The organism is Aestuariimicrobium ganziense (assembly GCF_015352975.1).
Taxonomy (GTDB): Bacteria; Actinomycetota; Actinomycetes; order Propionibacteriales; family Propionibacteriaceae; genus Aestuariimicrobium; species Aestuariimicrobium ganziense.
In genome coordinates this window covers 545,202-569,938 of the sequence record NZ_JACYIZ010000001.1, presented here as the reverse complement: position 1 = coordinate 569,938, position 24,737 = coordinate 545,202, and the positions used below count along the sequence as shown (strand labels likewise).

General features: G+C 69.2%; 27 protein-coding genes. 22 read left to right on the top strand and 5 right to left on the bottom strand.

Annotation, left to right across the window (positions count from 1 at the left end):
- Nucleotides 1-13: 13 nt before the first annotated feature.
- Complete coding sequence (locus IE660_RS02815; RefSeq protein ID WP_203566772.1) at nucleotides 14-559, bottom strand: hypothetical protein; 546 nt, start codon at nucleotides 557-559, stop codon at nucleotides 14-16.
- Nucleotides 560-620: 61 nt separating this feature from the next.
- On the opposite strand from IE660_RS02815, the gene dapB reads away from it, so the two are divergent.
- Both dapB and IE660_RS02805 read left to right on the top strand, forming a co-directional pair.
- Complete coding sequence (dapB, locus tag IE660_RS02810) at nucleotides 621-1,358, top strand: 4-hydroxy-tetrahydrodipicolinate reductase (RefSeq protein ID WP_203566771.1); 738 nt, start codon at nucleotides 621-623, stop codon at nucleotides 1,356-1,358.
- A 7-nt stretch (nucleotides 1,359-1,365) separates the two neighbouring features.
- The gene (locus IE660_RS02805) at nucleotides 1,366-2,100 is read left to right on the top strand and encodes a hypothetical protein (protein WP_203566770.1); all 735 of its coding nucleotides are present in this window, start codon (nucleotides 1,366-1,368) and stop codon (nucleotides 2,098-2,100) included.
- Here IE660_RS02805 and IE660_RS02800 read toward each other — a convergent pair whose 3' ends face one another.
- The gene (locus IE660_RS02800; RefSeq protein ID WP_328701809.1) at nucleotides 2,101-2,709 is read right to left on the bottom strand and encodes a GNAT family N-acetyltransferase; all 609 of its coding nucleotides are present in this window, start codon (nucleotides 2,707-2,709) and stop codon (nucleotides 2,101-2,103) included. It abuts the gene before it with no gap.
- Nucleotides 2,710-3,074: 365 nt separating this feature from the next.
- Here IE660_RS02800 and IE660_RS02795 point away from each other — a divergent pair, with 365 nt between their 5' ends.
- The 3 genes from IE660_RS02795 to rpmB all read left to right on the top strand — a co-directional run bounded on the left by IE660_RS02795 (nucleotide 3,075) and on the right by rpmB (nucleotide 5,561).
- Entirely contained in the window at nucleotides 3,075-3,440 is a 366-nt protein-coding gene (locus IE660_RS02795; RefSeq protein ID WP_203566769.1) for a hypothetical protein, read from the top strand.
- 30 nt (nucleotides 3,441-3,470) lie between these two features.
- A complete protein-coding gene (locus IE660_RS02790) occupies nucleotides 3,471-5,153 on the top strand; it encodes a ribonuclease J (RefSeq protein ID WP_203566768.1) in 1,683 nt (560 codons plus the stop codon).
- Between the two features lie 222 nt (nucleotides 5,154-5,375).
- Complete coding sequence (rpmB, locus tag IE660_RS02785) at nucleotides 5,376-5,561, top strand: 50S ribosomal protein L28 (RefSeq protein ID WP_203566767.1); 186 nt, start codon at nucleotides 5,376-5,378, stop codon at nucleotides 5,559-5,561.
- A gap of 81 nt (nucleotides 5,562-5,642) precedes the next feature.
- Here the strand turns inward: rpmB and IE660_RS02780 are convergent, their stop codons facing one another.
- Entirely contained in the window at nucleotides 5,643-6,521 is an 879-nt protein-coding gene (locus tag IE660_RS02780; protein ID WP_203566766.1) for an aldo/keto reductase, read from the bottom strand.
- On the opposite strand from IE660_RS02780, the gene IE660_RS16100 reads away from it, so the two are divergent.
- From IE660_RS16100 to coaD, 5 genes are read left to right on the top strand one after another with little or no spacing between them, the layout of a single operon-like run.
- Nucleotides 6,520-6,642 (top strand): hypothetical protein, encoded by a 123-nt coding sequence (locus tag IE660_RS16100; protein ID WP_268882435.1) that lies wholly within the window; start codon nucleotides 6,520-6,522, stop codon nucleotides 6,640-6,642. The two genes, IE660_RS02780 and IE660_RS16100, sit on opposite strands and share 2 nt — an antisense overlap.
- The gene (locus tag IE660_RS02775; RefSeq protein ID WP_203566765.1) at nucleotides 6,639-7,103 is read left to right on the top strand and encodes a PGPGW domain-containing protein; all 465 of its coding nucleotides are present in this window, start codon (nucleotides 6,639-6,641) and stop codon (nucleotides 7,101-7,103) included. The genes IE660_RS16100 and IE660_RS02775 overlap by 4 nt, the downstream gene beginning before the upstream one ends.
- Nucleotides 7,104-7,156: 53 nt before the next feature.
- Nucleotides 7,157-9,391, top strand: a complete 2,235-nt coding sequence (locus IE660_RS02770) for an ATP-dependent DNA helicase RecG (RefSeq protein WP_203566764.1) — start codon at nucleotides 7,157-7,159, stop codon at nucleotides 9,389-9,391.
- Nucleotides 9,388-9,978, top strand: a complete 591-nt coding sequence (rsmD, locus tag IE660_RS02765; RefSeq protein ID WP_203566763.1) for a 16S rRNA (guanine(966)-N(2))-methyltransferase RsmD — start codon at nucleotides 9,388-9,390, stop codon at nucleotides 9,976-9,978. The genes IE660_RS02770 and rsmD overlap by 4 nt, the downstream gene beginning before the upstream one ends.
- Nucleotides 9,975-10,457: a pantetheine-phosphate adenylyltransferase gene (gene coaD, locus IE660_RS02760; RefSeq protein WP_203566762.1), complete on the top strand. Its 483-nt coding sequence runs from the start codon at nucleotides 9,975-9,977 to the stop codon at nucleotides 10,455-10,457. Before rsmD ends, coaD begins: the two co-directional genes overlap by 4 nt.
- Before the next feature lie 30 nt (nucleotides 10,458-10,487).
- Here the strand turns inward: coaD and IE660_RS16095 are convergent, their stop codons facing one another.
- Nucleotides 10,488-10,610: a hypothetical protein gene (locus tag IE660_RS16095; protein ID WP_268882433.1), complete on the bottom strand. Its 123-nt coding sequence runs from the start codon at nucleotides 10,608-10,610 to the stop codon at nucleotides 10,488-10,490.
- A 94-nt stretch (nucleotides 10,611-10,704) separates the two neighbouring features.
- Here IE660_RS16095 and IE660_RS02755 point away from each other — a divergent pair, with 94 nt between their 5' ends.
- The 11 genes from IE660_RS02755 (at nucleotide 10,705) to ffh (ending at nucleotide 22,263) form a co-directional block, all read left to right on the top strand.
- On the top strand, nucleotides 10,705-11,235 hold the full coding sequence (locus IE660_RS02755) for a glycine cleavage system protein R (protein WP_203566761.1): 531 nt from the start codon (nucleotides 10,705-10,707) through the stop codon (nucleotides 11,233-11,235).
- A gap of 97 nt (nucleotides 11,236-11,332) precedes the next feature.
- On the top strand, nucleotides 11,333-11,872 hold the full coding sequence (locus tag IE660_RS02750) for a YceD family protein (RefSeq protein WP_203566760.1): 540 nt from the start codon (nucleotides 11,333-11,335) through the stop codon (nucleotides 11,870-11,872).
- A 45-nt stretch (nucleotides 11,873-11,917) separates the two neighbouring features.
- Entirely contained in the window at nucleotides 11,918-12,109 is a 192-nt protein-coding gene (gene rpmF / locus IE660_RS02745; RefSeq protein ID WP_203566759.1) for a 50S ribosomal protein L32, read from the top strand.
- 16 nt (nucleotides 12,110-12,125) lie between these two features.
- Entirely contained in the window at nucleotides 12,126-12,830 is a 705-nt protein-coding gene (gene rnc / locus IE660_RS02740) for a ribonuclease III (RefSeq protein ID WP_203566758.1), read from the top strand.
- On the top strand, nucleotides 12,823-13,674 hold the full coding sequence (gene mutM, locus IE660_RS02735; protein ID WP_203566757.1) for a bifunctional DNA-formamidopyrimidine glycosylase/DNA-(apurinic or apyrimidinic site) lyase: 852 nt from the start codon (nucleotides 12,823-12,825) through the stop codon (nucleotides 13,672-13,674). Before rnc ends, mutM begins: the two co-directional genes overlap by 8 nt.
- Before the next feature lie 574 nt (nucleotides 13,675-14,248).
- Nucleotides 14,249-14,680 (top strand): hypothetical protein, encoded by a 432-nt coding sequence (locus IE660_RS02730; protein ID WP_203566756.1) that lies wholly within the window; start codon nucleotides 14,249-14,251, stop codon nucleotides 14,678-14,680.
- A 90-nt stretch (nucleotides 14,681-14,770) separates the two neighbouring features.
- Nucleotides 14,771-15,352 carry a GtrA family protein gene (locus tag IE660_RS02725; protein ID WP_203566755.1) on the top strand — a complete coding sequence of 194 codons (582 nt, stop codon included), beginning with the start codon at nucleotides 14,771-14,773 and terminating at the stop codon, nucleotides 15,350-15,352.
- Complete coding sequence (gene smc, locus IE660_RS02720; protein WP_203566754.1) at nucleotides 15,352-18,912, top strand: chromosome segregation protein SMC; 3,561 nt, start codon at nucleotides 15,352-15,354, stop codon at nucleotides 18,910-18,912. Before IE660_RS02725 ends, smc begins: the two co-directional genes overlap by 1 nt.
- Nucleotides 18,913-19,091: 179 nt before the next feature.
- Complete coding sequence (locus IE660_RS02715; protein WP_203566753.1) at nucleotides 19,092-19,322, top strand: hypothetical protein; 231 nt, start codon at nucleotides 19,092-19,094, stop codon at nucleotides 19,320-19,322.
- Nucleotides 19,323-19,425: 103 nt separating this feature from the next.
- Nucleotides 19,426-20,592 carry a signal recognition particle-docking protein FtsY gene (gene ftsY, locus IE660_RS02710; protein WP_203566752.1) on the top strand — a complete coding sequence of 389 codons (1,167 nt, stop codon included), beginning with the start codon at nucleotides 19,426-19,428 and terminating at the stop codon, nucleotides 20,590-20,592.
- Between the two features lie 78 nt (nucleotides 20,593-20,670).
- Nucleotides 20,671-22,263 (top strand): signal recognition particle protein, encoded by a 1,593-nt coding sequence (gene ffh / locus IE660_RS02705; protein ID WP_203566751.1) that lies wholly within the window; start codon nucleotides 20,671-20,673, stop codon nucleotides 22,261-22,263.
- Here ffh and IE660_RS02700 read toward each other — a convergent pair.
- Nucleotides 22,260-23,435, bottom strand: coding sequence for an MFS transporter (locus IE660_RS02700; RefSeq protein ID WP_203566750.1), 1,176 nt, complete (start codon nucleotides 23,433-23,435; stop codon nucleotides 22,260-22,262). The genes ffh and IE660_RS02700 overlap by 4 nt on opposite strands.
- A gap of 64 nt (nucleotides 23,436-23,499) precedes the next feature.
- Between IE660_RS02700 and IE660_RS02695 the strand changes: the two genes are divergently transcribed.
- Nucleotides 23,500-24,669: an amidohydrolase family protein gene (locus IE660_RS02695; RefSeq protein ID WP_203566749.1), complete on the top strand. Its 1,170-nt coding sequence runs from the start codon at nucleotides 23,500-23,502 to the stop codon at nucleotides 24,667-24,669.
- Nucleotides 24,670-24,737 lie beyond the last annotated feature (68 nt).

Below are 24,737 nucleotides of genomic sequence, written 5' to 3'. Positions count from 1 at the left end.
GTCGGCTGAAGCGTCAGCGGGCGCGGCGATCGCGCGGACGGTAGAACTCGCGCCGTGCCACCCAGTACTCCACGATGGCGGCGAGCAGGCTGAGCGAGCCGGCTGCCAGGCAGGCGTACACCAGCGCGCCTCCGATGCCGCGGGCCTCGGCCTCGGTCATCGCGATCCAGTTGCGCACCGGCGCGTGCCGCAACGGACCCGACTGCCCGGCCTCACCGAAGAACCACGGCCACGCCACGGCGAAGACCAGGAACACGGCGAACAGCCAACTCGTCCAAGCACCTGCCGCCCGCGGTGACACGATCGTCGCGCGGCCTCGGATCAGCCACGCCAGCACCAACATGGCCACGATGCTGGGGATCGTCACGTAGTAGAGCACGGTGAAGGTGAGCCACCCGGTCAGGCCGGCCAGGATGCGCAGCGCGAACCACGACACCGGCACCCAGACCGCCAGCACCACGATGATCCGAGGCAGCAGTCGCTGCCACGCGTTGGCCTTGACGGCCAGTCCGTAGGGTCGCGATGGGGCCGTGGCCGGGGTGGTCTGGGTGGCGGTCACACCCCGAGTCTACCGAGCGCGGCTAGGCTGGCCGACGACGACCACGGTGTGAGGAGCAGCAATGACCAAGGTGGCGGTGTTCGGGGCGAAGGGCCGAATGGGTGCCGAGGTGTGCCGGGCGGTCGAGCGCGCAGGCCACGAACTGGTCGCCGCGATCGACGTGGACGACGACCGCGCAGCCGCCGAGACCGCCGAGGTGGTGGTCGACTTTACCCATCCCGACGTGGTGATGGACAACTTGGAGTGGGCGATCAGCCAGGGCATCCACGCCGTCGTCGGCACCACCGGGTTCACCGACGAGCGCCTCGCCCAACTGCGCAGTTGGCTGGACGACCAGCCCGAGGTCGGGGTCGTCGTGGCCGCCAACTTCTCCATCGGCGCGGTGATGATGATGGCGATGGCCGACCTGGCCGCACGCCACTTCGAGTCGGTCGAGATCATCGAACTGCACCACCCCGACAAGGCGGACGCCCCCTCGGGCACCGCGTCGGTCACCGCCCAGCGGATCGCCGCCAAGCGTGCCGAGGCCGGCGTCGGGGTCAGCCCGGACGCCACCAAGCACGCCCTCGACGGGGCGCGCGGCGCCAAGGTCGAAGACATCACCGTGCACAGCGTGCGCTTGCGCGGGCTCGTCGCCCACCAAGAGGTGCTGTTCGGCACGGCGGGGGAGACCCTGTCGATCCGCCACGACTCGCTCGACCGGGTCTCGTTCATGCCCGGCGTGATCACCGCCGTCGAGGGCGTGGCAGAACGCCCAGGACTCACCGTGGGCATCGAACCGTTCCTCGGACTGACCTGAGCTGCCGATGAGGGAATCCACCCGCCCCCCTCGCGCTCGCCGCTTCTTCCGCCGTCTGGTCGTCGTCCTGGTCGTGCTGGCCGTGCTGGTGGGCGTCGGGGCGTTCGCCGCTGAACGGATCGTCAGGGACGAGGCCGAACGGATCATCCGCGAGCAGGTGAGCACGGCGCTGGGTGGTGAGGCGACCACCGTGCTGCACGACCAGGTCGTGCTGGTCAGCCTGAGCCGCGACCGACTCGACAAGGTCACCGGCTGGGTTGACGAAGCGGTGGTCAGCGACGGTGAGCAGTCAGTCGTGCTCGACCACGTCGACTTCACCGCCGTCGGCGTCCGCCATCCGCGGGATGCCAATCGGGTCACCGTCGACAAGCTCGATGCCAAGGCCACCATCAGCTGGGCCGAGACCGTACGCATCACCGGGGTCGACCTCAAGCACGCCGATGGCAACCGGGTCGAGATCAAGCACACCATCGAGATCTGGGGCGGTGAGGTGCCGATCACGCTGAGTGCCGAACCCGGCGTCGACCCGGCCACCCGTCGGTTCACCCTGCGCAACCCCAAGGCCGAACTCAGTGGTGTCGAGGTGCCGCAGTCGCTGCTCGTCCCGCTGCTGGCCAAGCTCACCGAGAACACGCTGCTGCCCGAAGTGATGGGGCTTCGTTACCAGTCGTTGGTGGCCACCGACGAGGGGATCGTCGTCGAACTCACCGGCACCGACGTGCCGCTGCAGCAGCCCCGCTGATCAGCCGTCCTGGCCGGAGCCGCCGCTGATGTCGGTGTGCAGCCGCACCTGCTTCAGCCGCACCACACCGTCGTCCGAACCGAGCTCGCGGTGCGCCCCGTCCGCAGCCCACCCCGCCCCCACCAGGAAGCGGCGCAGGTCGTCGTCGGTGGAGGTGACCCACCAGCGAGCGAGCGAGAACCCGTCGGCGCTCATCGTGTCGACCACGGCGTTGAGCAGCCGTGATCCATGCCCCCGACCACGGGCCTGGCCGTCGATGATGAAGGCCAGCACCTCGGCCTCGCGGCTTCCCGCGTCGTCGTCGCCCGAGGGCCCGATCGCGGCGAAACCGAAGACGCGTGACTCGAGGCGGCTGGTGTTCGGCTCTGGAGTCTGTTCCGGGCGTCCCCACGGCTCGGTCGCCACCAGCACACGGTACTGGGCCAGCGGTGGACGGGTGATCGCGCGGTGCCACACCTCGGCCATTTCGTCGACGCTGGCCTGGTCGAGGAAGCGGGAGTGCACCGGGTCTTCAGCCCAGGCCCGACGCTGGATCTCGGCGATCTGCAGCGCCTCGACAGGCATGGCCAGGCGCACTGTCGGCAGTGGCCGCGACGGGTCGTGAGTCACCCGGGCAGCCTACCGGCACCCCTCGTGCAGTGCTCCGCGCCGAGTACTCGACGGGCAGATGCTCTTCAGTGGGGTGCTGTTCACGTGGCCAGGATCGCCGCGGTCCGACCACATGGTGGGTGTGGCCACTTCCACGGGCGAGGAGTGCTGCCGATGACCAGGTCTCCGGTTGTGACCAGACGCGCCTTCGTGACAGCTGTGGCAGGGGTGTTGGCGGTGGGTTGCACCGAGCCGGAGGTTCGTCAGAGCGAGGGGATTCAGGCTCCCGTTACAGCAGCATTCGAGACCTGGGTCGAGACAGTGACGCCATCGTCCTGGGCAGGGTGACGTCGTTCCAGACGGTGACCTACACACCCGGGCCAGACGTGGCGCCCTATCCGCTGGTGTTCGCCACGCTGGCGGTCGAACGCTCCCTCGGCGTCGTCCCGGCCACGATCGAGGTCTGCTGGTCAGGCGAGGACGACCAGCAACGAGGTGGGCTGAACAAGATGAAGGACGGGGAACGCTACCTGCTGTTCACCAACCGGAGCGAGCGCGACAATCGAACCAGCCTTCAGGACCACGACGACCTCCACTTCATCACCGACGGACCCACGGGGGCCTTCTCGGTCAGCGGCGAGCAGGCCACCATGCTCGGCGATGGCTTCGACCCAGCCCCCGGTGAGCAGAAGTCGACCCAGGCCACCACCTACCCGGTCGACGAGCTCTTGGCGGTGGCCACGCGGACCTAGCCTGTCGGTGGGCTCCACTAGGGTGGGGCCGTGCCCGTCACTGGACTGAAGACCCCGCCCCGTCTCGCCCCCGACACGCTCCGCGTCATTCCGCTGGGCGGTCTCGGCGACGTCGGGCGCAACATGGCCAGCCTCGAGGTCAACGGCCAACTGCTGTTCATCGACGCCGGTGTGCTGTTCCCCGAGGACGACCACCCGGGTGTCGACCTGATCCTGCCCGGCCTGGACGCGATCACCGATCGACTGGACGACGTGCAGGCGCTCGTGCTGACCCACGGCCACGAGGACCACATCGGGGCAGTGCCCTACCTGCTGCGCCGGCGCAACGACATCCCGGTCTACGGCTCGAAGCTCACCCTGGCCCTGCTCAGCGAGAAGTTGCGGGAGCACCGCATTCGCAACGTGGTGCTGCGCGAGGTCAGTGAGGGCCAGCGCCAGCGGGTTGGCGAGTTCGACCTGGAGTTCGTGGCGGTCAACCACTCGATCCCTGACGCGATGGGCGTCATGGTGCGCACCCGCGCCGGGTCGGTGCTGCACACCGGTGACTTCAAGATGGACCAGTTGCCGCTGGATGGCCGGATCACCGACCTGCGCGCCTTCGCCCGGCTCGGTGAAGAAGGTGTCGACCTGTTCATGGTCGACTCGACCAATGCCGAGGTGCCCGGCTTCGTGCCGAGCGAGCGCGAGATCGAACCGGCGCTCGAGCGGGTGTTCGCCACCTCGCGACAGAAGCTGATCGTGGCCTGCTTCGCCAGCCACGTGCACCGGGTGCAGCAGGTGCTCGACCTCGCCGTGCAGCACGACCGCAAGGTGGTCTATGTCGGACGATCGATGCTGCGCAACATGGGTGTGGCCCGCGACCTGGGCTACCTGAGGGTGCCCGAGAACACCCTGGCCGAGATGAAGGACCTGGAACACCTGCCCGACGACAAGGTGGTGATCATCTCCACCGGCTCGCAGGGTGAACCACTGTCGGCGCTGTCGCGGATCGCCAACCGTGAGCACCCGGTCGTGCAGATCGGTCCCGGTGACACCGTGCTGCTGGCCAGCTCGCTGATTCCCGGCAACGAGAACTCGGTCTACAGGGTGATCAACGGCCTCACCCGGCTGGGCGCCAACGTCGTCCACAAGGGCAACGCGCTGGTGCACGTGTCGGGCCATGCCGCGGCCGGGGAGTTGCTCTACTGCTACAACATCATCCGTCCCCGCAACGTGATGCCGGTGCACGGCGAGGTGCGCCACCTGGTCGCCAACGGTGCCCTGGCGATCAAGTCAGGCGTGCCTGCGCAGAACGTGGTGATCACCGAGGACGGGGGAGTGGTCGACCTGGCCGGTGGCCGCGCCAAGGTGGTCGGCAAGATCGATGCCTCCTACATCTTCGTCGACGGGTCGGTGGTCGGCGACATCTCCGAATCCGAGCTCACCGACCGCAAGATCCTCGGCGAGGAGGGCTTCATCTCGGTGGTGGCGGCAGTCAACCTGCACGACTCGACCCTGGTCAGCGGCCCCGACATCACCGCCCGCGGCTTCGCCGACGAGGAAGCCTTCGCCCGGATCACCGACGAGGTGCGCCGCGACCTCGAGAAGGCGCTTGCCGACGGCGTCGACGACGTGCACCAGTTGCAGCAGATGATTCGGCGCCTGGTCGGACGATGGGTCTCGCAGACCTACCGCCGTCGCCCGATGATCATTCCCGTGGTGGTCGCGATCTGAGTCATCAGCGGGGGAGGGCCCCCTGCACCCCCCGCACGCGCCCTGGGGTGGGGAGCAAGGGGTGAGCGTCCCGGAGCCAGCACCAGGCCACCCCGGGTTTGGTCACCGGCGGCCCCAGCGGGTACGATCGACAGGTTGCTGTGCGCGGACACTCGTCCCCGCAGCCCCGAACCAAGAACACTGCCACCACCGGTGGCTCGAAGAATCTGCAAGGAGACTCCCATGGCTGCCGTGTGCGACGTCTGCGCCAAGCGTCCCGGCTTCGGCCACAACGTGCCGTGGTCGAAGAAGAAGACCAAGCGTCAGTGGACCCCCAACATCCAGCGCGTGCGCGCCCTGGTCAACGGTGCCCCCAAGCGGATGAACGTCTGCACCTCGTGCATCAAGGCCGGCAAGGTCACCCGCTGACCCCAGCTGACAACGAACGAAGGACCCGCCGCGGCGGGTCCTTCGCTCATTTCGCCCACGATCGGGTCGGGCACGATCGGTTCAGTTGAACTGGGCCTCGATCTCGTCCAACTCCTCGGCGGTCAGCTCCAGGTCGGCGGCCTTGGCCGAGTCGGTGATCGACTCGGGACGAGACGCCCCGGGAATCGGGATCACGTGTTCGCCCAGGCTGAGCTCCCAGGCCAGCACCACCTGGTAGGGGCTGACGCCGCGGCGGCGTCCGATCTCGGTGAAGGCGGGGTAGGTGAGGCCGACTTCCTGGCTGCCGGCGCCGGTGCCTCCCAGCGGGCTCCACGGCAGGAAGACCACCCCGTTCTCGCCGCAGAACTCCAACTCGCCACGGCTGGAACGGAACTTCGGTGAGAACTCGTTCTGCACCGACACCAGTCCACCGGGACCGAGCACGTCGATCGCGACCTGGATCTCCTCGACGTTGGCGTTGCTGATGCCGACAGCCTTGACCAGCCCCTCGTCCTGGAAGCCCTTGAACACCTCGACCACCTGGCCGTAGGGCAGCGACCGGTCGGGGCGGTGCCACTGGTAGAGGTCGATGACGTCACGCTCGAGGGCGGTCAACGACGCCTCGAGCGCGCGGCGCAGGTACTCCGGCGATCCGTCGCGGCCCCAGGTCTCGCCCTCACCGCGGGTGATGCCACCCTTGGTGGCCACCGTGATCGTCGAGGCGTCGCCCGACCAGCTCTTCAGCGCCTTGGCCACGATGCGCTCGTTGTGGCCCATGGTGTCCCAGCTCGGGGCGTAGATGTCGGCCGTGTCGAGGAAGGTCACCCCCGCGTCCAGGGCGGCATGGACGGTGGCCTCAGCCTGTTCGGGGCTCGGCTTCACGTTGGCGCCCATCGACATCGGCATGCAGCCCAGGCCGATGGCAGAGACGGTGAAGGGTCCCAGTGTGCGTGTCTTCATGGATGCCATCCTTGCGTGGCAGGTGAGCGAGCGGCGCAGCGGGTCGGTGTTCGGTGACCAGCCACCCAATACCATGGCGAGCGTGAGCAACGACGCCCGACTGGTGAGCGCGCTGTGGTGACCCGCCACGTGCGCCACGTGGCCCTGACGATCCTCGGCTGGGTGTTGTTGGTCGCCGGCATAGCGGCCCTGGTGTTGCCCGGCCCCGGCCTGCTGATGATCTTCGCCGGCATGACCATCCTGTCGCAGCGCTACGCGTGGGCCGAGAAGCGGCTTCGTCCGATCGAGCTCAAGGCGATGTGGGGTGCGGCCGAGAGCGTGCAGACCTGGCCACGGATCATCGGCACCTGCCTGATGGCGACCGGCCTGGTGGCACTTGGGGTCTACTGGTTCCTGCAGCCGGATGTGCCGTCGTGGTGGCCGGTGCACGAACGCTGGTGGCTGATCGGCGGCCGGACCCCGGGCGCGACCTTCGCCGTGTCAGGGCTGATCGCGTGGAGCTTGGTGATCTGGAGCTATCGGCGATTCCACAACAAGCCCCACGCACTGGCTCGGATCGAGGAACTGGCCCGCTCGAACTGAGCGGCCGTCCTCGTCTCATCCGGATCGTCGGCCGCTGCCAGTAGGGTCGCACCATGGTGCGTTGGCAGACCGACACGTTCGCGCGCCTCAACGCGCCCCTGTCGTCGGTGCTCGGCGACAAGACCGCCAAGGCGATGGCCAAGCTGCGGCTGCGCACCACCGGCGACCTGATGCGTCACCTGCCCCGGCGCTACCTGCGCGGCACCGAGGAGAGCTCTGACCTGTCACGACTGCAGGACGGTGAGGACGTCGCCCTGCTCGCCCGGGTGCGCAACGTGAAGAAGGTGACCAGCCAACGAGCGCGGGTCGAGGCAGTGCTCACCGACGGTCGCAACGAGGTCGACGTCACCTTCTTCGCCCCCAAGCACTGGATGCCCGACTTCTTCGAGAAGCAACTCACCAAAGGGGTGCAGGGCATCTTCGTCGGACGGGTCGGCACCTTCCGCGACCGCTTCCAGCTCACCCACCCCAACTTCGTGATGATCGACCGCCACGGCACCGTGGTCGGCAGCGCCGAGCGGGTCACCCTGGCCTCGGCGGTCTCGCGATCAGGCCTGGTCGGGCTCTACCCGTCGAGTTCGGCCCTTCCCACGTGGACGATCTCCGCCTCGGCCGAGATCGTCCGCGAGCACCTCAGCGGGCTGGACGAGCCGCTGCCCGACTGGGTGCGCGAGCAGAGGGGCCTGCCCACCCTGGAGGAGGCGTTCGCGTTCGTCCATGCGGGGGAGACCCTCGACCAGACCGAGCGGGGTGCTGAGCGACTGCGCTTCGACGAGGCCCTCGCCCTGCAACTCACCATGGCCTACCGCCGGCTCGACCAGTCCCACCACTTGGCCGCCCCGATGCCTGGGGCGGTCGGTGGTCTGCTCGACGCGTTCGACGACACCCTGCCCTTCACCCTGACCCGTGGGCAGCGCCAGGTCGGTGCCGAGATCGACGCCGAACTGTCCCGCGACAAGCCGATGCAGCGACTGCTGCAGGGTGAGGTCGGCTCGGGCAAGACCCTGGTCGCGCTGCGGGCGATGCTGCGCGTGGTCGACTCGGGCCACCAGGCCGTGCTGCTGGCCCCCACCGAGGTGCTCGCCGCCCAGCACGCCGACACCCTGCGCCGCCTGCTGGGCGACCTCGCCGCCGGCCAGGTGCTGGGTGCTCCCGAGCAGGCCACCGAGGTCGTCCTGCTGTCGGGCTCGCTGCCGGCGGCGGTCCGGCGCGACACCTTGGCCAAGGCCGCCAACGGGCAGGCCGGCATCATCGTCGGCACCCACGCCCTGCTCTCCGACGCGGTCGAGTTCGCCTCGCTCGGTCTGGTGGTGGTCGACGAGCAGCACCGGTTCGGGGTCGAGCAGCGTGCTCGGCTCAACGAGGCCGGCAGGCTTCGTCCGCACGTGCTGGTGATGACCGCCACCCCGATCCCACGGTCGGTGGCGATGACGGTCTTCGGCGACCTCGAGACCAGCACCCTGACCGAGATCCCGGCTGGACGAGCCGATGTGCAGACCACGGTGGTCGACGTCGAGGCCCATCCGGGGTGGCTGGACCGGGCCTGGCAGCGGATCCGTGAAGAGGTGGGGCAGGGCCGCCAGGCCTTCGTGGTGGCGCCCGCGATCTCGTCCACGGTGATGGACGACACCGCCGACGCAGTGTTGTTTGTCGATGGGGCCGAGTCGACGTCGACCAGACCACTGACCAGCGTCGAAGACCTGCACGACGACCTTCGCAACGGTGTGCTGGCCGGGCTGAGGATCGGCATGCTGCACGGCCGGATGCCCACCGACGAGAAGGACAAGGTGATGTCGTCCTTCGCCTCGGGTGACCTCGATGTGCTGGTCTCGACCACCGTCGTCGAGGTAGGCGTCGACGTGCCCAACGCCTCGGTGATGGTGGTGATGGACGCCGACCGGTTCGGCATCAGCCAACTGCACCAGTTGCGCGGCCGAATCGGACGAGGCAGCCACCCCGGGCTGTGCCTGCTGATCACCGGCGCCGAGGAGGGCAGCCCGGCCCGGGAGCGCCTGGCGGCGGTCGCCTCGACCCGCGACGGGTTCGTCCTCGCCGAGGCAGATCTGAACGCCCGCCGCGAGGGCGACGTGCTCGGTGCCTCGCAGGCCGGCACCCGCTCGACCCTTCGGCTGCTGCGGGTGCTCGAGCACGCCGACACCATCATCGATGCGCGCGAGGTGGCCGAGCGCCTGGTGGCCGACGACCCGCGCCGTGAGAATCCCTTCCTGGCCGACCTGGTCACCCAGACCGAACTGCTCGCCGCCGGTGACTGGCTGGAGCGCACATGAGCCGGATCGTCGCCGGTAGAGCCGGCGGGCGACGGCTGCAGATGCCCGCGGGTGAAGCCACCCGGCCCACCTCCGACCGGGTGCGGGAGGCCTTCTTCACCGCGCTCGCCAGTTGGAACGGATCGGCCGATGCCGCGGTCGAGCAGCACTTGGCCGGCATCGCCTTCCTCGACCTGTACGCGGGTTCTGGTGCGGTCGGCCTGGAGGCCGCCAGTCGCGGCGCGTCACCGGTCTGGTTGGTCGAGCACGACGAACGAGCCGCACGGGTGGCACGGGCCAACGTGGGCGCCACAAGGTTGGGTGCCACGGTGGTGCAGCGCCGCGTGCAGTCGCTGCTGGCCACCGAGCCCGACCAGGTCTTCGACGTGGTGTGGCTCGACCCGCCCTACCCGGTGGGCACCGACGAGGTCGAGAAGGTCGTCGAGCAGGTGTTCGCGGGCGGCTGGGTGGCCAGCGACGGCGTGGTGGTGATCGAACGGTCGACCCGTGCGGTGCCACCTCGGTTCGACCACCACGAGCAGTGGCACAGGAAGTACGGTGAGACCACCGTGTACTGGGTCGCAGCCCGAGCAGAGGAGTTGGAATGAGGGTGGTCTGCCCCGGGTCGTTCGACCCGATCACCCTGGGTCACGTCGACGTGATCCAGCGTGCGGCCGAGATCTTCGGTGAAGTGGTGGTCGCGGTGGGGGTCAACACCACCAAGCAGTACGTGTTCTCAGAGGACGAGCGGATCGCGTTGGCCCGGCGCACCTTCGCCGACCTGCCGGGTGTCATCGTGGCCCCGATCGAGGGGCTGCTGGTCGACTTCTGCCGCGAGCACGGGGCTGAGATCGTGGTCAAGGGTCTGCGGTTCTCGTCCGACTTCGAGTTCGAGTTGCAGCAGGCCCACATGAACAACCACGTCGGTGACGTCGAGACGGTGTTCCTGCCCGCCAGCCGTGAGTTCGGCACGATCTCGTCCACCCTGATCCGCAACATCGCGGCCTACGGGGGAGACGTCTCGGCCTTCCTGCCGCCCGAGGTCAACGAGGCGCTGATGCGCCGGATGGCCGAGCGGCGCGGCTGAGCACGAGGCCGGGGCCTGCATCTTTGGGCCTCAGGCCTGGCGCGGGCCTCGTCCGTCGAACCCGTCGGCCAGCCAACCGGCGGCCGCGCAACCGAGCACGATGAGGGTGCCGAGCACCACGACGACTGCGTTGATGAGATCCATTGTTGTCATGCATCCAGCCTGCTCAACAGGGGGTGCCATGCACATCCACCGCCGGTCGCGACTCCATTCGCCCGCGGTCGGACCGGCGGCGTAGGCTCCCCCCATGGCGCACCTGATACTGACCCTGATCGGCGAGGACCGGCCCGGCCTGGTCCAGTCGGTCGCCGAGGTCGTCTCTGCCCACGCCGGTAACTGGGAACGCAGCCAACTCGCCCACCTGGCCGGCCAGTTCGCGGGTCTGGTCGAGGTCGGCGTCGACAACGACCAGGCCGACGACCTGGTGGCGGCGCTGCGCGGGCTCGAGGGACTCGAGGTCACCCTGCGCACGGGACGTGCCACCGAGGCACCCCCGCCCGCGCGACGGATCGTCCTCGACCTGGTCGGCAACGACCGTCTGGGGATCGTCGCCGACGTGACCTCGGCGCTGGCCGCCCGCGGCGCCAACATCGAACGGCTCGAGACCACCACCGAAGAAGCTCCGATGGCCGGGGGCAGCATCTTCCGGGCCAGGGTCGAGGCCTCCGTGGTCGACCGAGCCGAACTGGCCGATCTGACCCAGGCGCTGGAAGACCTGGCGGGGGAGTTGATGGTCGACCTCGAGGTCACCGACGCCGATCCCGACTCTCTGTTGTGAGCGTGCTCCGGCAATTTGGGTTCACCCAGCGCCACCGGTAGAGTTGCTCCTCGGTCATCGACAGCGTCGTGCTGCGCGCAACGAGGAGGGACACATCATGACGTCCTCGTCCAAGCATCCGGACGCCCGCTCGCTCCTGGTCCTCGAGACCCATGAGCTGAGCAGGCGGGCGGGCACGATGAAGGAGGTCCATCGGACCGTCCCTGCTCCCGCGGGGCTCGGCGTCGAGATGATCGGGGTGCCTGAGGGCTCCGAGATCGCCGTGAGCGTCAAGCTCGAATCGGTGGTCGAGGGGATCTGGGTGTCCGGAACCGCCGAGGTCGAACTGACCGGGGAGTGCGCTCGCTGTCTGCGGCCGCTGGCTGATGAGGCCACGCTGGAGATGCAGGAGCTGTTCTACCACCCCGGGCGTGACGCCGAGGAGGACGCCAGCTTCGTGGTCGACGAACGGATCGACCTCGAACCGCTGCTCCGTGACGCCGTGGTGCTCGAACTTCCGTTCACCCCTGTGTGCCGGGATGACTGTGCGGGGTTGTGCGTCGCGTGCGGCGCCAACCTCAACGACGATCCCGATCACACCCACGACGAGCAGATCGACCCCCGGTGGGCGGCGCTGCGCGACGTGACCCAGAACTGAAGTACCCGAATCCGGCTCGCCGGAGAAGACCTGAGGAGAAGACCTGTGGCTGTTCCCAAGCGGAGGATGTCCCGCAGCAACACCCGCAGCCGTCGTGCGCAGTGGAAGGCGGTTGCCGTGCAGACGGTGACCTGCGCCAACCCCGCGTGCCGCCAGCCGCACCTTCAGCACACCGCCTGCCCCGGCTGCGGCCAGTACGGCCCGCGCGTCGCGCGTCGCCAGGTCCTCGAGGCCTGAGCCGCGGGTGGCGGCGATGAGCCGCTTCCACCAACTCCTCGACGAGCTGGGTGTCCCGATGGACGCCCAGCTCTTTGAGCTTGCCCTGACCCACCGCAGCTGGGCCTACGAGAACGGTGGCGTGCCCACCAACGAGCGGCTGGAGTTCCTGGGCGACTCGGTGCTCGGCGTGGTGGTCACCGAACACCTCTACCACCGCTTCCCCGACGCCCCCGAGAGCACCTTGGCCAAGCTGCGCGCCGCCGTGGTGAGTGGACGAAGTCTTGCCGAGGTCGCCCGCCGCTACGAGATCGGCCCCCTGGTCAAGCTCGGTCAGGGCGAGATCAACACCGCCGGGTCCGACAAGACCTCGATCCTCGCCGACACCCTTGAGGCGCTGATCGGCGCCGCTCGTCTTTCGGGCAGCCTCGCCACGGCGTCGCGGCTCGTCCACCACCTGTTCGATCCCCAGGTCGAGACGGCCGCCGAACTCGGTGCCGGCCTGGACTGGAAGACATCGCTGCAGGAACTGTGCGCGACCCGGGGCCTGGAGATGCCGGTCTATGAGGTGACTGCCACGGGGCCGGAGCACGACCGCCGCTTCGTCGCTGTGGCGATCGTCGGCGGTGAGCAGCACGAGCCGGGACGAGGGCGCACCAAGCGGCACGCCGAGATGGAGGCCGCCAGCCACGCCTTCGCCGCGCTCAGCCCGCGACCCGGTCCCGCCGGCGGCGATGCCTGAGCTGCCCGAGGTGGAGTCGGTGCGGCTCGGCCTGGCTGCCCACCTGGTCGGCCGGACGACCACCGCGATCACCGTGCTGCACCCTCGGCCGGTGCGCTCCGACCCCCTCGGACCCGACCACTTCGCGTCCCTGCTGACCGGGCGGACGTTCACCGAACCGCGCCGGCGCGGCAAGTACCTGGGGCTGCCGTTCGCCGACGGTGACGCAATGCTCGCCCACCTGGGGATGAGCGGGCAGTTCCGGGTGGACGGGCCCGGCGACCCCCTGCTGCGCAACACCCGCGTGCTGTTCGACCTGGACGACGGACGCCAACTGCGCTTGGTCGACCAGCGGATGTTCGGGGGACTGGCGCTCTCGCCCGGCGGGGCTGAGTTCCCCGACGAGTACGCCCATGTTGCCCCCGACCTGCTCGAGGAGGCGTTCGACCGCGACGCCGTGGTGGCCCGGATCCGCAGCAAGGACTCGGGCATCAAGCGGATCCTGCTGGACCAGCGGGTGATCTCAGGGCTTGGCAATATCTACGTGGACGAGTCGCTGTGGCGCGCTCAGGTGCACTACGACCGGCCCGGTCGGCAGCTGACCCGGGCAGCCGCCGGGGGTTTGCTCGACCACGCCCGCAACGTGCTGCTTGAGGCGCTGGAGGCCGGAGGCACCAGCTTCGACGCGCTCTACGTCAACGTGAACGGCGAGTCCGGCTACTTCGCACGCAGCCTGCACGCCTACGGCCGCGAGGAGCAACCGTGCGACCGGTGCGGTACGCCGATCCGCCGGGAGGCGTTCATGAACCGGAGCTCGTTCTTCTGCCCCCGGTGTCAGCGGGCACCGCGCAAGCGTCGGACGTGAGCCCCTACCCGCACGGGTGAACAATGCGCAGTATGCGGCATGAGCGTGCTTCGCCTGCCCGTGACCAAGGCCCGGCGAAGACAATGTCCCCATGACCCACTTGTCTCAGTGCCGAACTCTCCCGTGGATCCTGCCGTGAGGCCTTGGCAACTGGCGTGCCTGGGGCTGCTGACGCATCCGCGGCCATCGACGGTGGTTCTGGATGACGAGTGGTTCTTGCAGTACTACTTCCGGATCCTCAGTTGGTGGAGGCCATGAAGGGCAAGGTCGGCACCTACGAGTTCTTCGAGCAGGTGGACCAGCGTCTGGTCTGTGGCAGAGGTGACCAGTTCGACCACTGGGAACTCGACCTGGCCGGGGAGGTCGCCACGTGCACGTGCCCCTGTGGACTGATGAGTGCCGAGGTCATCGGTAGCCCTGTTCGGGGGGATTACGTGCACCAGGGTCTCCACCCCCAGAAGGGTCTGCCATGGGCCACTGGTGTGGAAGTCCGACTCAGGCCCACCCTCACAGAACCGCAGATGGCCTCGGCCGCTGACTCGATCCTCATCAAGCCCCACGAGCGGCTTGATCCGTGGTACGAGGCCACTTGGGCTACGTCACCGCAGGCGCCAACCTGGCCAGCAGAAGGTGGCAGCGCGACATCGTCGATCCGACTTGGGACGCGCTCTGGGCAAGCTCGAGTCCACTGGCCGCTTTCTCGCTGCTCGCGAATGGCTGGTTGCTGGACGATGATGGCGCTGCCTCCCGCCGAGGAAGCATGCCTCGCTGCCAACTCGCTCTGCTTGGCCTACGCGTGCACCCCGATCCTCCCAGGCCGCCGAAGGCCTGGATCCGCGAGGAGTTCCTGCGCCTCGCCATGATCGACGGTGGCCATGCCGCGGTCAGACGGGCCGCCCTGATGCTCAAACAGACCCTCGTCGACATTGGCATGGGCGACACCCCCACGCTGCAAGCTGTCGCAGCCGCTGCCAAGGAGTGGGTCGCCCGTGTGGGAGAGCGGTAAGCACCAAGAGCGCGGGCGCTTGATGGCCCTCGTTCGGACTCGCGCGCCTGGACTCTGCCATCGCCCCCGCCTCGCTACGCTGTGACGACCATGACCAGACCGTCCCCCTTCTTCGAGCGACACCGCCGCACGCTCGGGCAATTCGTCCGCTTCGGGCTGGTCGGAGGTTCGGGAGTCCTGGTCAACATGGTCGTCGCCGTGATCATGACCAAGCTCAACGGTGGCACCCGCAACGACAACCGGGTGCTGTTCTGGATCACCAGCGAGCACGCCTTCCGCTACACCGTCCTGGTCTGGATCGTCGCGTTCGTCGTCGCCAACTTCTGGAACTTCGAGCTCAACCGGCGCTGGGCGTTCAAGTCGCGCCAGCACGCGAGTTGGTGGTCGGAGTTCTGGCCGTTCTTCGTGGTCGGTTCGGTCGCTGCCGGCGTCGGCGCCATCATCAAGGTCGCGCTGACCAACCCGACCAGCCCGCTCTACCTGCCGCACCCACCGTTCAACGACGACCAGGGCCTGCGGGCCCGCGCCTACTGGGCCCAGCTGATCACCATCGTGATCACCATGCCGATCAACTTCGTGGTCAACAAGCTGTGGACGTTCCGCGCCGTGCGCTCGTCCCGGATGGCCGCCCACGCCGCAGCCGCTGACCAGGCCGAGAAGGTCGGTCGCTGATGTACCTGAAGTCGTTGACGCTACGAGGCTTCAAGTCCTTCGCGTCAGCCACCACGTTGCACTTCGAACCCGGGGTCACCTGCGTGGTCGGGCCCAACGGGTCGGGCAAGTCCAACGTGGTCGACGCGCTCAGCTGGGTGATGGGCGAGCAGGGCGCCAAGAGCCTTCGCGGCGGCAAGATGGAGGACGTCATCTTCGCCGGCACCGCCGGACGGGCGCCCCTTGGTCGCGCCGAGGTCGTGCTCACCATCGACAACACCGACGGCGCGCTGCCGATCGACTACACCGAGGTGACGATCAGCCGGACGATGTTCCGCAACGGCGGCTCGGAGTACTCGATCAACGGCCAGGCCGCCCGGTTGCTCGACGTGCAGGAACTGCTCAGCGACTCCGGCATCGGCCGCGAGATGCACGTCATCGTCGGCCAGGGCCAGCTCGACTCGATCCTGCAGGCCACCCCTGAGATCCGCCGTGGCTTGATCGAGGAGGCCGCCGGGGTGCTCAAGCACCGCAAGCGCAAGGAGAAGGCGCTCCGCAAGCTCGAGTCGACCGGCGCCAACCTCAACCGGCTCAACGACCTGATCGCCGAACTGCGCCGCCAGCTTCGTCCCCTGGGACGACAGGCCGAGGTCGCCCGCAAGGCCGCCATCATCCAGGCCGACCTGCGCGACGCGCGCGCCCGGCTGCTGGCCGACGACCTCGCCCAGCTCACCGACGCGCTCGAGGCCGACCTCGCCGACGAGCAGGCCCAGGCCGAGGCCCGCCGCCGGCTCGAGGCCGCCCACGAGCGAGCCCGCGCGGCCGAGGCTGCCGCCGACGACGAGGTCGCCGCCGCCAACCCCCGTCTGGCTGCCGCCCAGGAGAACTGGTACGCGTTGGCCGGCCTGCGAGAACGGGTGCAGACCACCCGCTCGATCGCAGCCGAGCGGATGCGCCACGCCGACGCCCAGCCCGAACTCGCCAGGGCCAGCCGCGACCCCGAGGCACTCGACCGCGAAGTCGCCCAGGTGCGCGACGAGGAGGCCCAACTGCGCGAACAGGTGCGCCAGCGCACCGACGAGCTGGCCGACGCCACCCTGCGCCGCAATGGGGCCGAGGCCGCCCACGCCGAGGCCGACGCCACCCACAACGCCCAACTGCGTGCCATCGCCGACCGACGCGAGGGCCTCGCCCGGCTGGTCGGCCAGGTCAACGCCATGCGCTCCCGGCTCGAAGCCTCCGCCGAAGAGGTCGACCGGCTCACCCAGCGCCGCGGCGAGGCCGAACAGCGCTCGCGTCAGGCCGCCGCACAGTTCACCAAGCTCGAGATCCAGGTCGGCCAACTCGGTGATGGGGAGTCCGGGCTCGACCACGCCCACGAACAGGCCCAGTCCCTGGTCGACCAGCTGAAGCTGCGCCGTGACCAACTGCGTCAGGACGAGGCCGACGCCGCCCAGCGTCGGGCTTCGCTGGCCGCCCGGCTCGAGGCGCTGCAACTGGGCCTGGAGCGCAAGGACGCCTCGGCTGCGCTGCTGGCCGCCTCCGACGACCTCAGCGGACTGCTCGGCCAGGTGGCCACCCTGGTCAGCGTCGAGTCCGGCTACGAGGCCGCCACCGCCGCCGCCCTCGGTCAGGCCAGCGACGCCGTCGCCGTCACCGACCTGTCTGCCGCCGTCGCCGCGATGGACCACCTGCGCGCCGAAGACCTGGGACGCGCCGGGCTGCTGCTGGGTGGTGCCACCGCCGGACGCGACGACTGGCCAGACCTGCCCGGCTCCGCCACCTGGCTGGTCGACCGGGTCACGGTCGCCGACGAACTGCAGGGATCGATGGCACGGCTGCTGCACAAGGTGGCCGTCGTCGAGACCCTCGACCAAGCCCGCACCCTGGTCGCCGCGCTGCCCGACGTCAGCGCCGTCACCCGCGATGGCGACCTGCTGTCGAGTTGGTTCGCCAGCGGCGGCTCGGGTCGCAAGCCCAGCCTGATCGAGGTGCAGGCCGCCGTCGACGAGGCCCAGGCCGGGCTGCTCACCGCCCAGGCCGACCTCGAGCAGTTGAAGTTCGGCCTCGCCGAGACCCAGGCCTCGCTCGAGACCGCCGAGCACCAGGCTGCCGCCGCCTTGGAGAAGCTGCACGAGTCCGACGCCCACTACACCGCCCTCACCGAACAACTCGGTGCTCTCAACCAGACTGTCCGCGAGGCCGGCTCCGAGGCCGAACGTCTGGCCGCCGCGATCGAGACCGCCCGTACCGCCCGCGCCCAGGACGAGGAGGGTCTGGCCGCCCTCGAGTCACGCCTCGAACTGGCCTCGAGTGAGACCGACCTCGTCGAGGCCGACCCCACCGAGCGCGACACCCGTGCCGCCGAGGCCCGTCAGGCCCGTCAGGTCGAACTCGAGGCCCGGCTGGCGCTGCGCACGGCCGAGGAGAAGGTCAAGGCGATGGCGGGACGAGCCGACTCCCTGGCCCGTGCCGCCGCCCATGAACGCCAGGCCCGCGCCAAGGCCGCCGCCCGCGCCGCGCAACTGCGTCGCGAGGCCGAGGCCGCCACCGCCGTCCATGCCGCAGCGCAATGGCTCACCGAGCAGGTCGAGCGCGCCCGCGCCATCGCCACCGCCGAGCGCACCGCTGCCGAGACGTCCCGTCAACAGGCCGAGGCACGCCTGGGTGTCGCCCGCCGCGAGACCCGCGACCTGGCCAAGGAACTCGAGGACGTCGTCGCCGGCGCCCACCGCGACGAGATGGGCCGCATCGAACTGCGGATGCGTATCGAGCGGCTGCACGAGGTGGCCATGGGCGAACTCGGGCTCGAACCCGAGGCGCTGCTGGCCGAGTACGCACCCGAGTTCCCCGTGCCGGTGCTCACCCACCCCGACGGTCGTCCGGTCACTGACGAGGACGAGGACCGCCCCCACCCAGTGCCCTACGTGCGGTCCGAGCAGGAGAAGCGACTGCGCGAGGCCGAACGCAACCTGCAGGTGCTGGGCCGGGTCAACCCGCTGGCGCTGGAGGAGTTCGACGCCATGCAGGAGCGCCACCACTACCTCGCCGAACAACTCGAAGACCTGCGTCGAACCCGCGCCGACCTGACCGACATCGTCGCCGAGGTCGACGCCCGCGTGCAGGAGGTCTTCGCCGCCGCCTACGCCGACGTCGAGGCCGCCTTCGAGCGCGTGTTCGCCCGCCTGTTCCCCGGCGGTGAGGGACGACTCGTCCTCACCGAACCGGGGCAGTGGCTGACCACCGGCGTCGAGGTCGAGGCCAAGCCGGCCGGCAAGAACGTCAAGCGGCTGTCGCTGCTGTCGGGCGGCGAGCGATCGCTGGTGGCGGTGGCCTTCCTGGTCAGCCTGTTCATGGCCCGGCCCAGCCCGTTCTACATCCTGGACGAGGTGGAGGCCGCCCTGGACGACACCAACCTGGGACGCCTGCTCGGCATCTACGAGGAACTGCGCGAGAACTCCCAGTTGCTGGTGATCACCCACCAGAAACGGACGATGGAGATCGCCGACGCCCTCTACGGGGTGACCATGCGCGGCGACGGTGTCTCAACCGTGGTCTCACAGCGCCTCCGCGACCAGTGAGCAATGCCTCAGCGATGTGTTGGGGCCCCTCAGTGAAGTCTTGGCTGATTCTTGGCTGAACCCGTGTGTGCCCGGTTGGAGGAACAGAGCTGACCGCGGGCACAATGGTCGGGTAGGAATCTGCAACGAGGCGAGTCCTTCCCCAGTCACACGCTCGAGTCCTCAGAGGTGAATCCATCGTGGCCGTGATCGTCCTGTCCATGGTCGTCATCGTCGCCGTCGCTCTCGCGGTCGCCGCCGTCGTCGCGGTCGGCATGCGCGGCAAGTTCGTCACCGCCGACCCTCGGCTGCGCAACGGACTGACCCAGGTGGCCCGCCACCTCAACGGTGACGCCGAGACTCCGCAGGCCTTCGCCGACGCCGTGGCCTCGATCGGTCATCACCGCGACGAGCGAATCACCACCGCCTGATCGCGGACCCACCTGGTACAGCCCCGCCTGACAGCCGCACCGCTGGTCCCAGCCCCGCCCCGGCGGCGGGGGAGCCGCCGAGCTGCGCCTAGACTCGTGGCTCGTGAACTGGATGTATGTCTTCTGGGCGATCCTCGCCGCCTTCGTTCTCGTCACGGCTGCCGCCGCCGTGGTGGCCCTGCGCTCGCGCCGCGAGCTGCCCCCGGTCGAGCCGGCCGACGAGCTGCTGCCCGCGCAGGAGCCCACCGATACCGAAGTCTTCGAGCCGACCGACATCGACCTGGAACCTGCCCCGCCGGTAGAGCCCGAACCGGTCGAGGAGCCTGCTGTCGCCCTCGAGGTGCCCGAGGCTCCCGCGTCGCGGCTCGCTCGCCTGCGCCGCCGCTTGGCCGGCAGCAACAATGCCCGGGCCCGCGGGCTGGCCGACCTGCTCAGCCGTGATCGGATCGACGAGGACACCTGGGACGACTTCGAGACCACGCTGATCACCTCCGATCTGGGTGTCGGACCCACCACCGAACTGGTCACCGCCCTTCGCCGGGAGCTCGCGGTCGACGGTGTCTCCGACCCGGCCAAGGCCCGCGAGGTGCTGCGCCGTGAGCTGGTGGCGCTCGTCCAGCCCGATCTTGATCGCTCGCTCGACGTCACCGGCGATGGCGACGATCCGGGTGTCGTCCTGGTCGTCGGGGTCAACGGCACCGGCAAGACCACGACCGTCGGAAAGCTCGCCCGCGTGCTGGTCGCCGAGGGACGCACCGTCGTCCTCGGCGCCGCCGACACCTTCCGCGCGGCCGCCGCCGAGCAACTCACCACCTGGGGTGAGCGGGTCGGCGTCGAGACCATCCGCGGACCGGAGGGCTCCGACCCCGCCTCGGTCGCCTTCGACGCCGTCAGCCGTGGTGCCGCCGAGAACATCGACACCGTCATCGTCGACACCGCCGGACGACTGCACACCAAGACCGGCCTGATGGACGAGCTCGGCAAGGTCAAGCGCGTGATCGAGAAGACCGCCCCGGTCACCGAGGTACTGCTCGTGCTCGACGCCACCACCGGCCAGAACGGCCTGACCCAGGCGAGGATCTTCGCCGAGGTCGTCGACGTCACCGGCATCGTCCTGACCAAGCTGGACGGATCGGCCAAGGGCGGCATCGTCGTCCAGGTGCAGCGCGAGCTCGGCGTGCCGGTCAAGCTGATCGGCCTGGGTGAGGGTGTGGACGACTTGGCGCCCTTCGACGCCGAGCAGTTCGTCGCCGGCCTGCTGGGGGAGTGAGTCCCCTCGCTCACCGGGTAAACTCGGGGCTCGGCGCCGCTCGGCGCCAGCTTCCGTGCACCCTGTGAGGTCCCCTTCGTGTTCGACACCCTGCAAGACCGTCTCGCCGCCACCTTCAAGGGACTGCGTGGCAAGGGTCGGCTGTCCGAGGCCGACATCGACGCCACCGCACGCGAGATCCGGATCGCACTGCTCGAGGCCGACGTCAACCTGGCCGTGGTCAAGGAGTTCGTGGCCGCCGTCAAGGAACGCGCCCGCGGTGAGGAACTCTCCAAGGCTCTGAACCCTGCCCAGCAGGTCATCAAGATCGTCAACGACGAGTTGATCGAGATCCTCGGCGGCGAGACCCGCACGGTGCGCTTCGCCAAGACCCCGCCGACGGTGATCATGCTCGCCGGCCTGCAGGGTGCGGGCAAGACCACCCTGGCCGGCAAGCTCGCCCGCTGGCTCAAGGACGAGGGCCACTCGCCGTTGCTGGTCGCCGCAGACCTGCAGCGACCCAACGCGGTCAACCAGTTGCAGGTGGTCGGCCAGCGTGCCGGGGTGCAGGTCTTCGCCCCCGAGCCCGGCAACGGCGTCGGTGACCCGGTAGCGGTCGCCCGCCAGTCGATCCTCGAGGCGCAGCGTCGGCTGTTCGACGTGGTCATCGTCGACACCGCCGGACGCCTCGGCATCGACGCCGAACTGATGCGACAGGCCGCCGACATCAAGGCCGCGGTCAACCCCGACGAGACGTTGTTCGTGGTCGACGCCATGATCGGCCAGGACGCGGTCAACACCGCGGTGGCCTTCCAGGAGGGCGTCGGCTTCGACGGGGTGGTGCTCACCAAGCTCGACGGCGATGCCCGCGGTGGCGCCGCGCTGTCGATCGCCCGCGTGGTCGGCAAGCCGATCATGTTCGCCTCGAACGGTGAGAACCTCAAGGACTTCGACGTCTTCCACCCCGACCGGATGGCCTCGCGCATCCTCGACATGGGCGACATGCTCACCCTGATCGAGCAGGCTGAGAAGGCCTTCGACGCCGAGCAGTCCAAGCTCGCCGCCGACAAGTTGCTGGGCGGCAAGGGCGAGTTCGGCCTGCAGGACTTCCTGTCGCAGATGCAGCAGATGCGCAAGATGGGTCCGCTGAGCAAGATCTTCGGAATGCTGCCCGGCATGGGCCAGATGAAGGACCAGATCGCCAACATCGACGAGCGCGAGGTCGACCGGATCGAGGCGATCATCTACTCGATGACCCCGGCCGAACGCGCCGACGTGTCGATCCTCAACGGCTCGCGCCGGCTGCGCATCGCGCGCGGCGCTGGCGTCGAGGTCAGCGACGTCAACAACCTGGTCAACCGCTTCACCGAGGCCCGCAAGATGATGCAGTCGATGGCCGGGATGATGGGCGGCGGCATGCCGGGCATGGGTGGTGGCCTGCCGGGACGACCGGCCCGCCAGCAGCAGAAGAAGGGCAAGAAGGGACGAGGCCCGGGCAACCCGGCCAAGCGTGCCGCTGCCGCCCGTGGTGAGAAGGTGGCGGCTCGTCCGGCAGCCGACGCCGGCGACGCGTTCGGCTTCGGTGGCCAGCAGCCAAGCGAGGCCGACCTGCAGCGCGCGATGCAGGACTACCAGTTGCCGCCGCAGTTGCAGCAGATGTTCAACCAGTCCAACAAGGGTCCGCGGGGCTAGGCCGAGGCTTCGTCCGGTACCGGCGCCGGGGGCAGGCTGCGCTGGTAGAGGATGAACCCGACCAGTCCGAGCAGCAACAGCGCCGTTCCGACCAGGTACAGCGTGGTGTAGCCGAAGCTCGACGCGATCGCCCCACCCACGATCGGGCCCAGTCCCTGCCCGACGTCGGCACCGATGAAGTAGGTGCTCATCGCCACGCCCACCCGGGCCGGACCCATCTGCCGGATGGCCGTGGTCTGGATCGCGGGCTGGCTCGCTCCCGAGCCCATGGCGTACAGCACGCCGGCCACCGCCAGCACCCACATCGAGTGGGCGAAGCCGACAAGCGTGGTGGCGATCGCGGCCAGCACGAATGCGGGGTAGAGCACGACTCCCAGACCCTTGGTGTCGACCAGGCGTCCGGCCAACGGTCGGGTCACCAGCAGCGTGACCGCATTGGCGATGAAGTAGATGCCCACCGCCATGCCGCGTTCCTCGCCGACCAGGGCGATGAAGGCGGCGATGATGCCATTGGTGAAGGCGAAGGCCGCGGCGATCGCGGTCAGCGGCCACAGCCTCACCGCGATCAGGTCGTCCAGACGCAGTCTGCGTGCCGGTGCTGGTTCGCGCTCGGGCGGGGTGTAGCGCAGGAACAGGATCATCACCGCCGAGGCCAGCACCAGGCCGAACGAGACGTAGAAGGCGACCGGGTAGCCGGCCCGGTCCGACAACTCCAGGCCCAGGTTCGGGCCGACCGCGCTGGCCAGGATGAACCCCAGCCCCATGTAGCCGATGCCCTCACCGAGACGGTCGCGCGGGATGAACGCGGCCCCCAGCGCCTGGGTGGCGGTGCCTGAGAACCCGAAGGCGATGCCGTGCAGCACCCGGAAGAAGAACAGCACCTCGACGCTGTTCGAGATGCCGTAGCCCAGGGTTGCCACCGCAAGGCCCAGCGTCGCGAGCAGGGCGACGGTGCGCATGTTGAGCCGGTCGGTGGCCAGCCCCGCCACCGGACGAATCAGCAACGCGGTGATCGAGAACAGCCCGGCGATGATGCCCGCCAGGGTCAACGACGCCCCGAGTTCGAGCGCGAACTTCGGCAGGATCGGGATCACCATCATGAAACCGATCGCCATCAACGTGGAGATCAGGATCATCGCCACGTACGAGCGGTTCCACAGGTGGGTGGGCATCTTGGCATTATCGCCTGTCCCCGCATTTCCCGTGGCGGCCGGCACCGGGTGGCAGGATCGAGGCATGGGCCACCCGCACAGCCATGCCCACGGTCTAGGCCACGACCACGTCCACCACGCCGAGCAGGTCGTCCTCGACGGGCCTGCGGTGCCACTGCACCTGGTCGGACGACTCGTCGAGACCGGTGAGCCCGTCGAGTTCTGGGTCGCCGACGGACGACTGCACACCGAGCCGGTCGCCGACGCCCAGACGGTGTGCAGTGACGGCTGGATCATGCCCGGCCTGGTTGACGCCCACTGCCACATCGGGCTGGACGCCCACGGCGAGGTCGACCGCGACACCACCGAACGACAGGCACTCGACGAGCGCGACGCCGGGGTGCTGCTCGTCCGCGATGCCGGTTCACCGGCCGACACTGGTTGGATCGACGACCGCGACGACCTGCCCAGGGTCATCCGTGCCGGTCGCCACATCGCGCGGCCGCGCCGTTACATCCGCAACTACGCCGCCGAGGTCGAACCCGACGACCTGGTCGCCGAGGTCGAGCGCCAGGTCGCCCGCGGCGACGGCTGGGTCAAGCTGGTCGGTGACTGGATCGACCGAGACCTGGGCGACCTCGCCCCGCTCTGGGAACCCGAGGTGGCCCGTGCCGCCATCAGCCGAGCCCACGAACTCGGCGCCAAGGTGACCGCTCACTGCTTCGGTGAGGAATCGGTGGCCCAACTGGTCGAGGCCGGCATCGACGGCATCGAGCACGGCACCGGCATGGACGAGTCGGTGATCGACCTGATGGTCGCCAACCAGGTCGCGCTGGTGCCCACGATGGTCAACCTGGAGAACTTCCCCGGCATCGCCGACAGCGCCCAGGACAAGTTCCCCCGCTACGCCGCCCACATGCGCGACCTGCACCAGCGCCGACTCCAGACGCTGAGGCTCGCCCGTGAGGCAGGGGTGGCGATCTTCGCCGGCACCGACGCCGGGGGAGTGCTGCCCCACGGACTGGTCGGGCAGGAGGTCGAGCGGCTGGGCACGATCGGCGATGCCGACTTCGCGCTGGGCGCCGCGTCCTGGCGGGCCCGAGCCTGGCTGGGGCGTCCCGGACTGGAGCCTGGGGCACCGGCTGACCTGGTCGTGCTGGACGAGGATCCCCGCGCCAACCTGGCCGTGCTGCGCCACCCGAGGCTGGTCGTCCTGCGCGGACGAGTGGTGCGCGCAGCCACGGTTTCGTCCTGACGCCCGGGCTCTGGCAGAATGTCGGATGCATCTGTGTCTGGCATGCCCTCTCAACGTGCCTGCACTGG

Coding starts and splice junctions, on each gene's coding strand:
- dapB (WP_203566771.1), top strand. CDS start 621: ATGACCAAGGTGGCGGTGTTCGGGGCGAAGGGCCGAATGGGTGCCGAG.
- IE660_RS02805 (WP_203566770.1), top strand. CDS start 1,366: ATGAGGGAATCCACCCGCCCCCCTCGCGCTCGCCGCTTCTTCCGCCGT.
- rpmB (WP_203566767.1), top strand. CDS start 5,376: ATGGCTGCCGTGTGCGACGTCTGCGCCAAGCGTCCCGGCTTCGGCCAC.
- IE660_RS16100 (WP_268882435.1), top strand. CDS start 6,520: ATGGATGCCATCCTTGCGTGGCAGGTGAGCGAGCGGCGCAGCGGGTCG.
- IE660_RS02780 (WP_203566766.1), bottom strand. CDS start 6,521: ATGAAGACACGCACACTGGGACCCTTCACCGTCTCTGCCATCGGCCTG.
- IE660_RS02770 (WP_203566764.1), top strand. CDS start 7,157: ATGGTGCGTTGGCAGACCGACACGTTCGCGCGCCTCAACGCGCCCCTG.
- rsmD (WP_203566763.1), top strand. CDS start 9,388: ATGAGCCGGATCGTCGCCGGTAGAGCCGGCGGGCGACGGCTGCAGATG.
- coaD (WP_203566762.1), top strand. CDS start 9,975: ATGAGGGTGGTCTGCCCCGGGTCGTTCGACCCGATCACCCTGGGTCAC.
- IE660_RS16095 (WP_268882433.1), bottom strand. CDS start 10,610: ATGACAACAATGGATCTCATCAACGCAGTCGTCGTGGTGCTCGGCACC.
- IE660_RS02755 (WP_203566761.1), top strand. CDS start 10,705: ATGGCGCACCTGATACTGACCCTGATCGGCGAGGACCGGCCCGGCCTG.
- IE660_RS02750 (WP_203566760.1), top strand. CDS start 11,333: ATGACGTCCTCGTCCAAGCATCCGGACGCCCGCTCGCTCCTGGTCCTC.
- rnc (WP_203566758.1), top strand. CDS start 12,126: ATGAGCCGCTTCCACCAACTCCTCGACGAGCTGGGTGTCCCGATGGAC.
- mutM (WP_203566757.1), top strand. CDS start 12,823: ATGCCTGAGCTGCCCGAGGTGGAGTCGGTGCGGCTCGGCCTGGCTGCC.
- IE660_RS02725 (WP_203566755.1), top strand. CDS start 14,771: ATGACCAGACCGTCCCCCTTCTTCGAGCGACACCGCCGCACGCTCGGG.
- smc (WP_203566754.1), top strand. CDS start 15,352: ATGTACCTGAAGTCGTTGACGCTACGAGGCTTCAAGTCCTTCGCGTCA.
- IE660_RS02700 (WP_203566750.1), bottom strand. CDS start 23,435: ATGCCCACCCACCTGTGGAACCGCTCGTACGTGGCGATGATCCTGATC.
- IE660_RS02695 (WP_203566749.1), top strand. CDS start 23,500: ATGGGCCACCCGCACAGCCATGCCCACGGTCTAGGCCACGACCACGTC.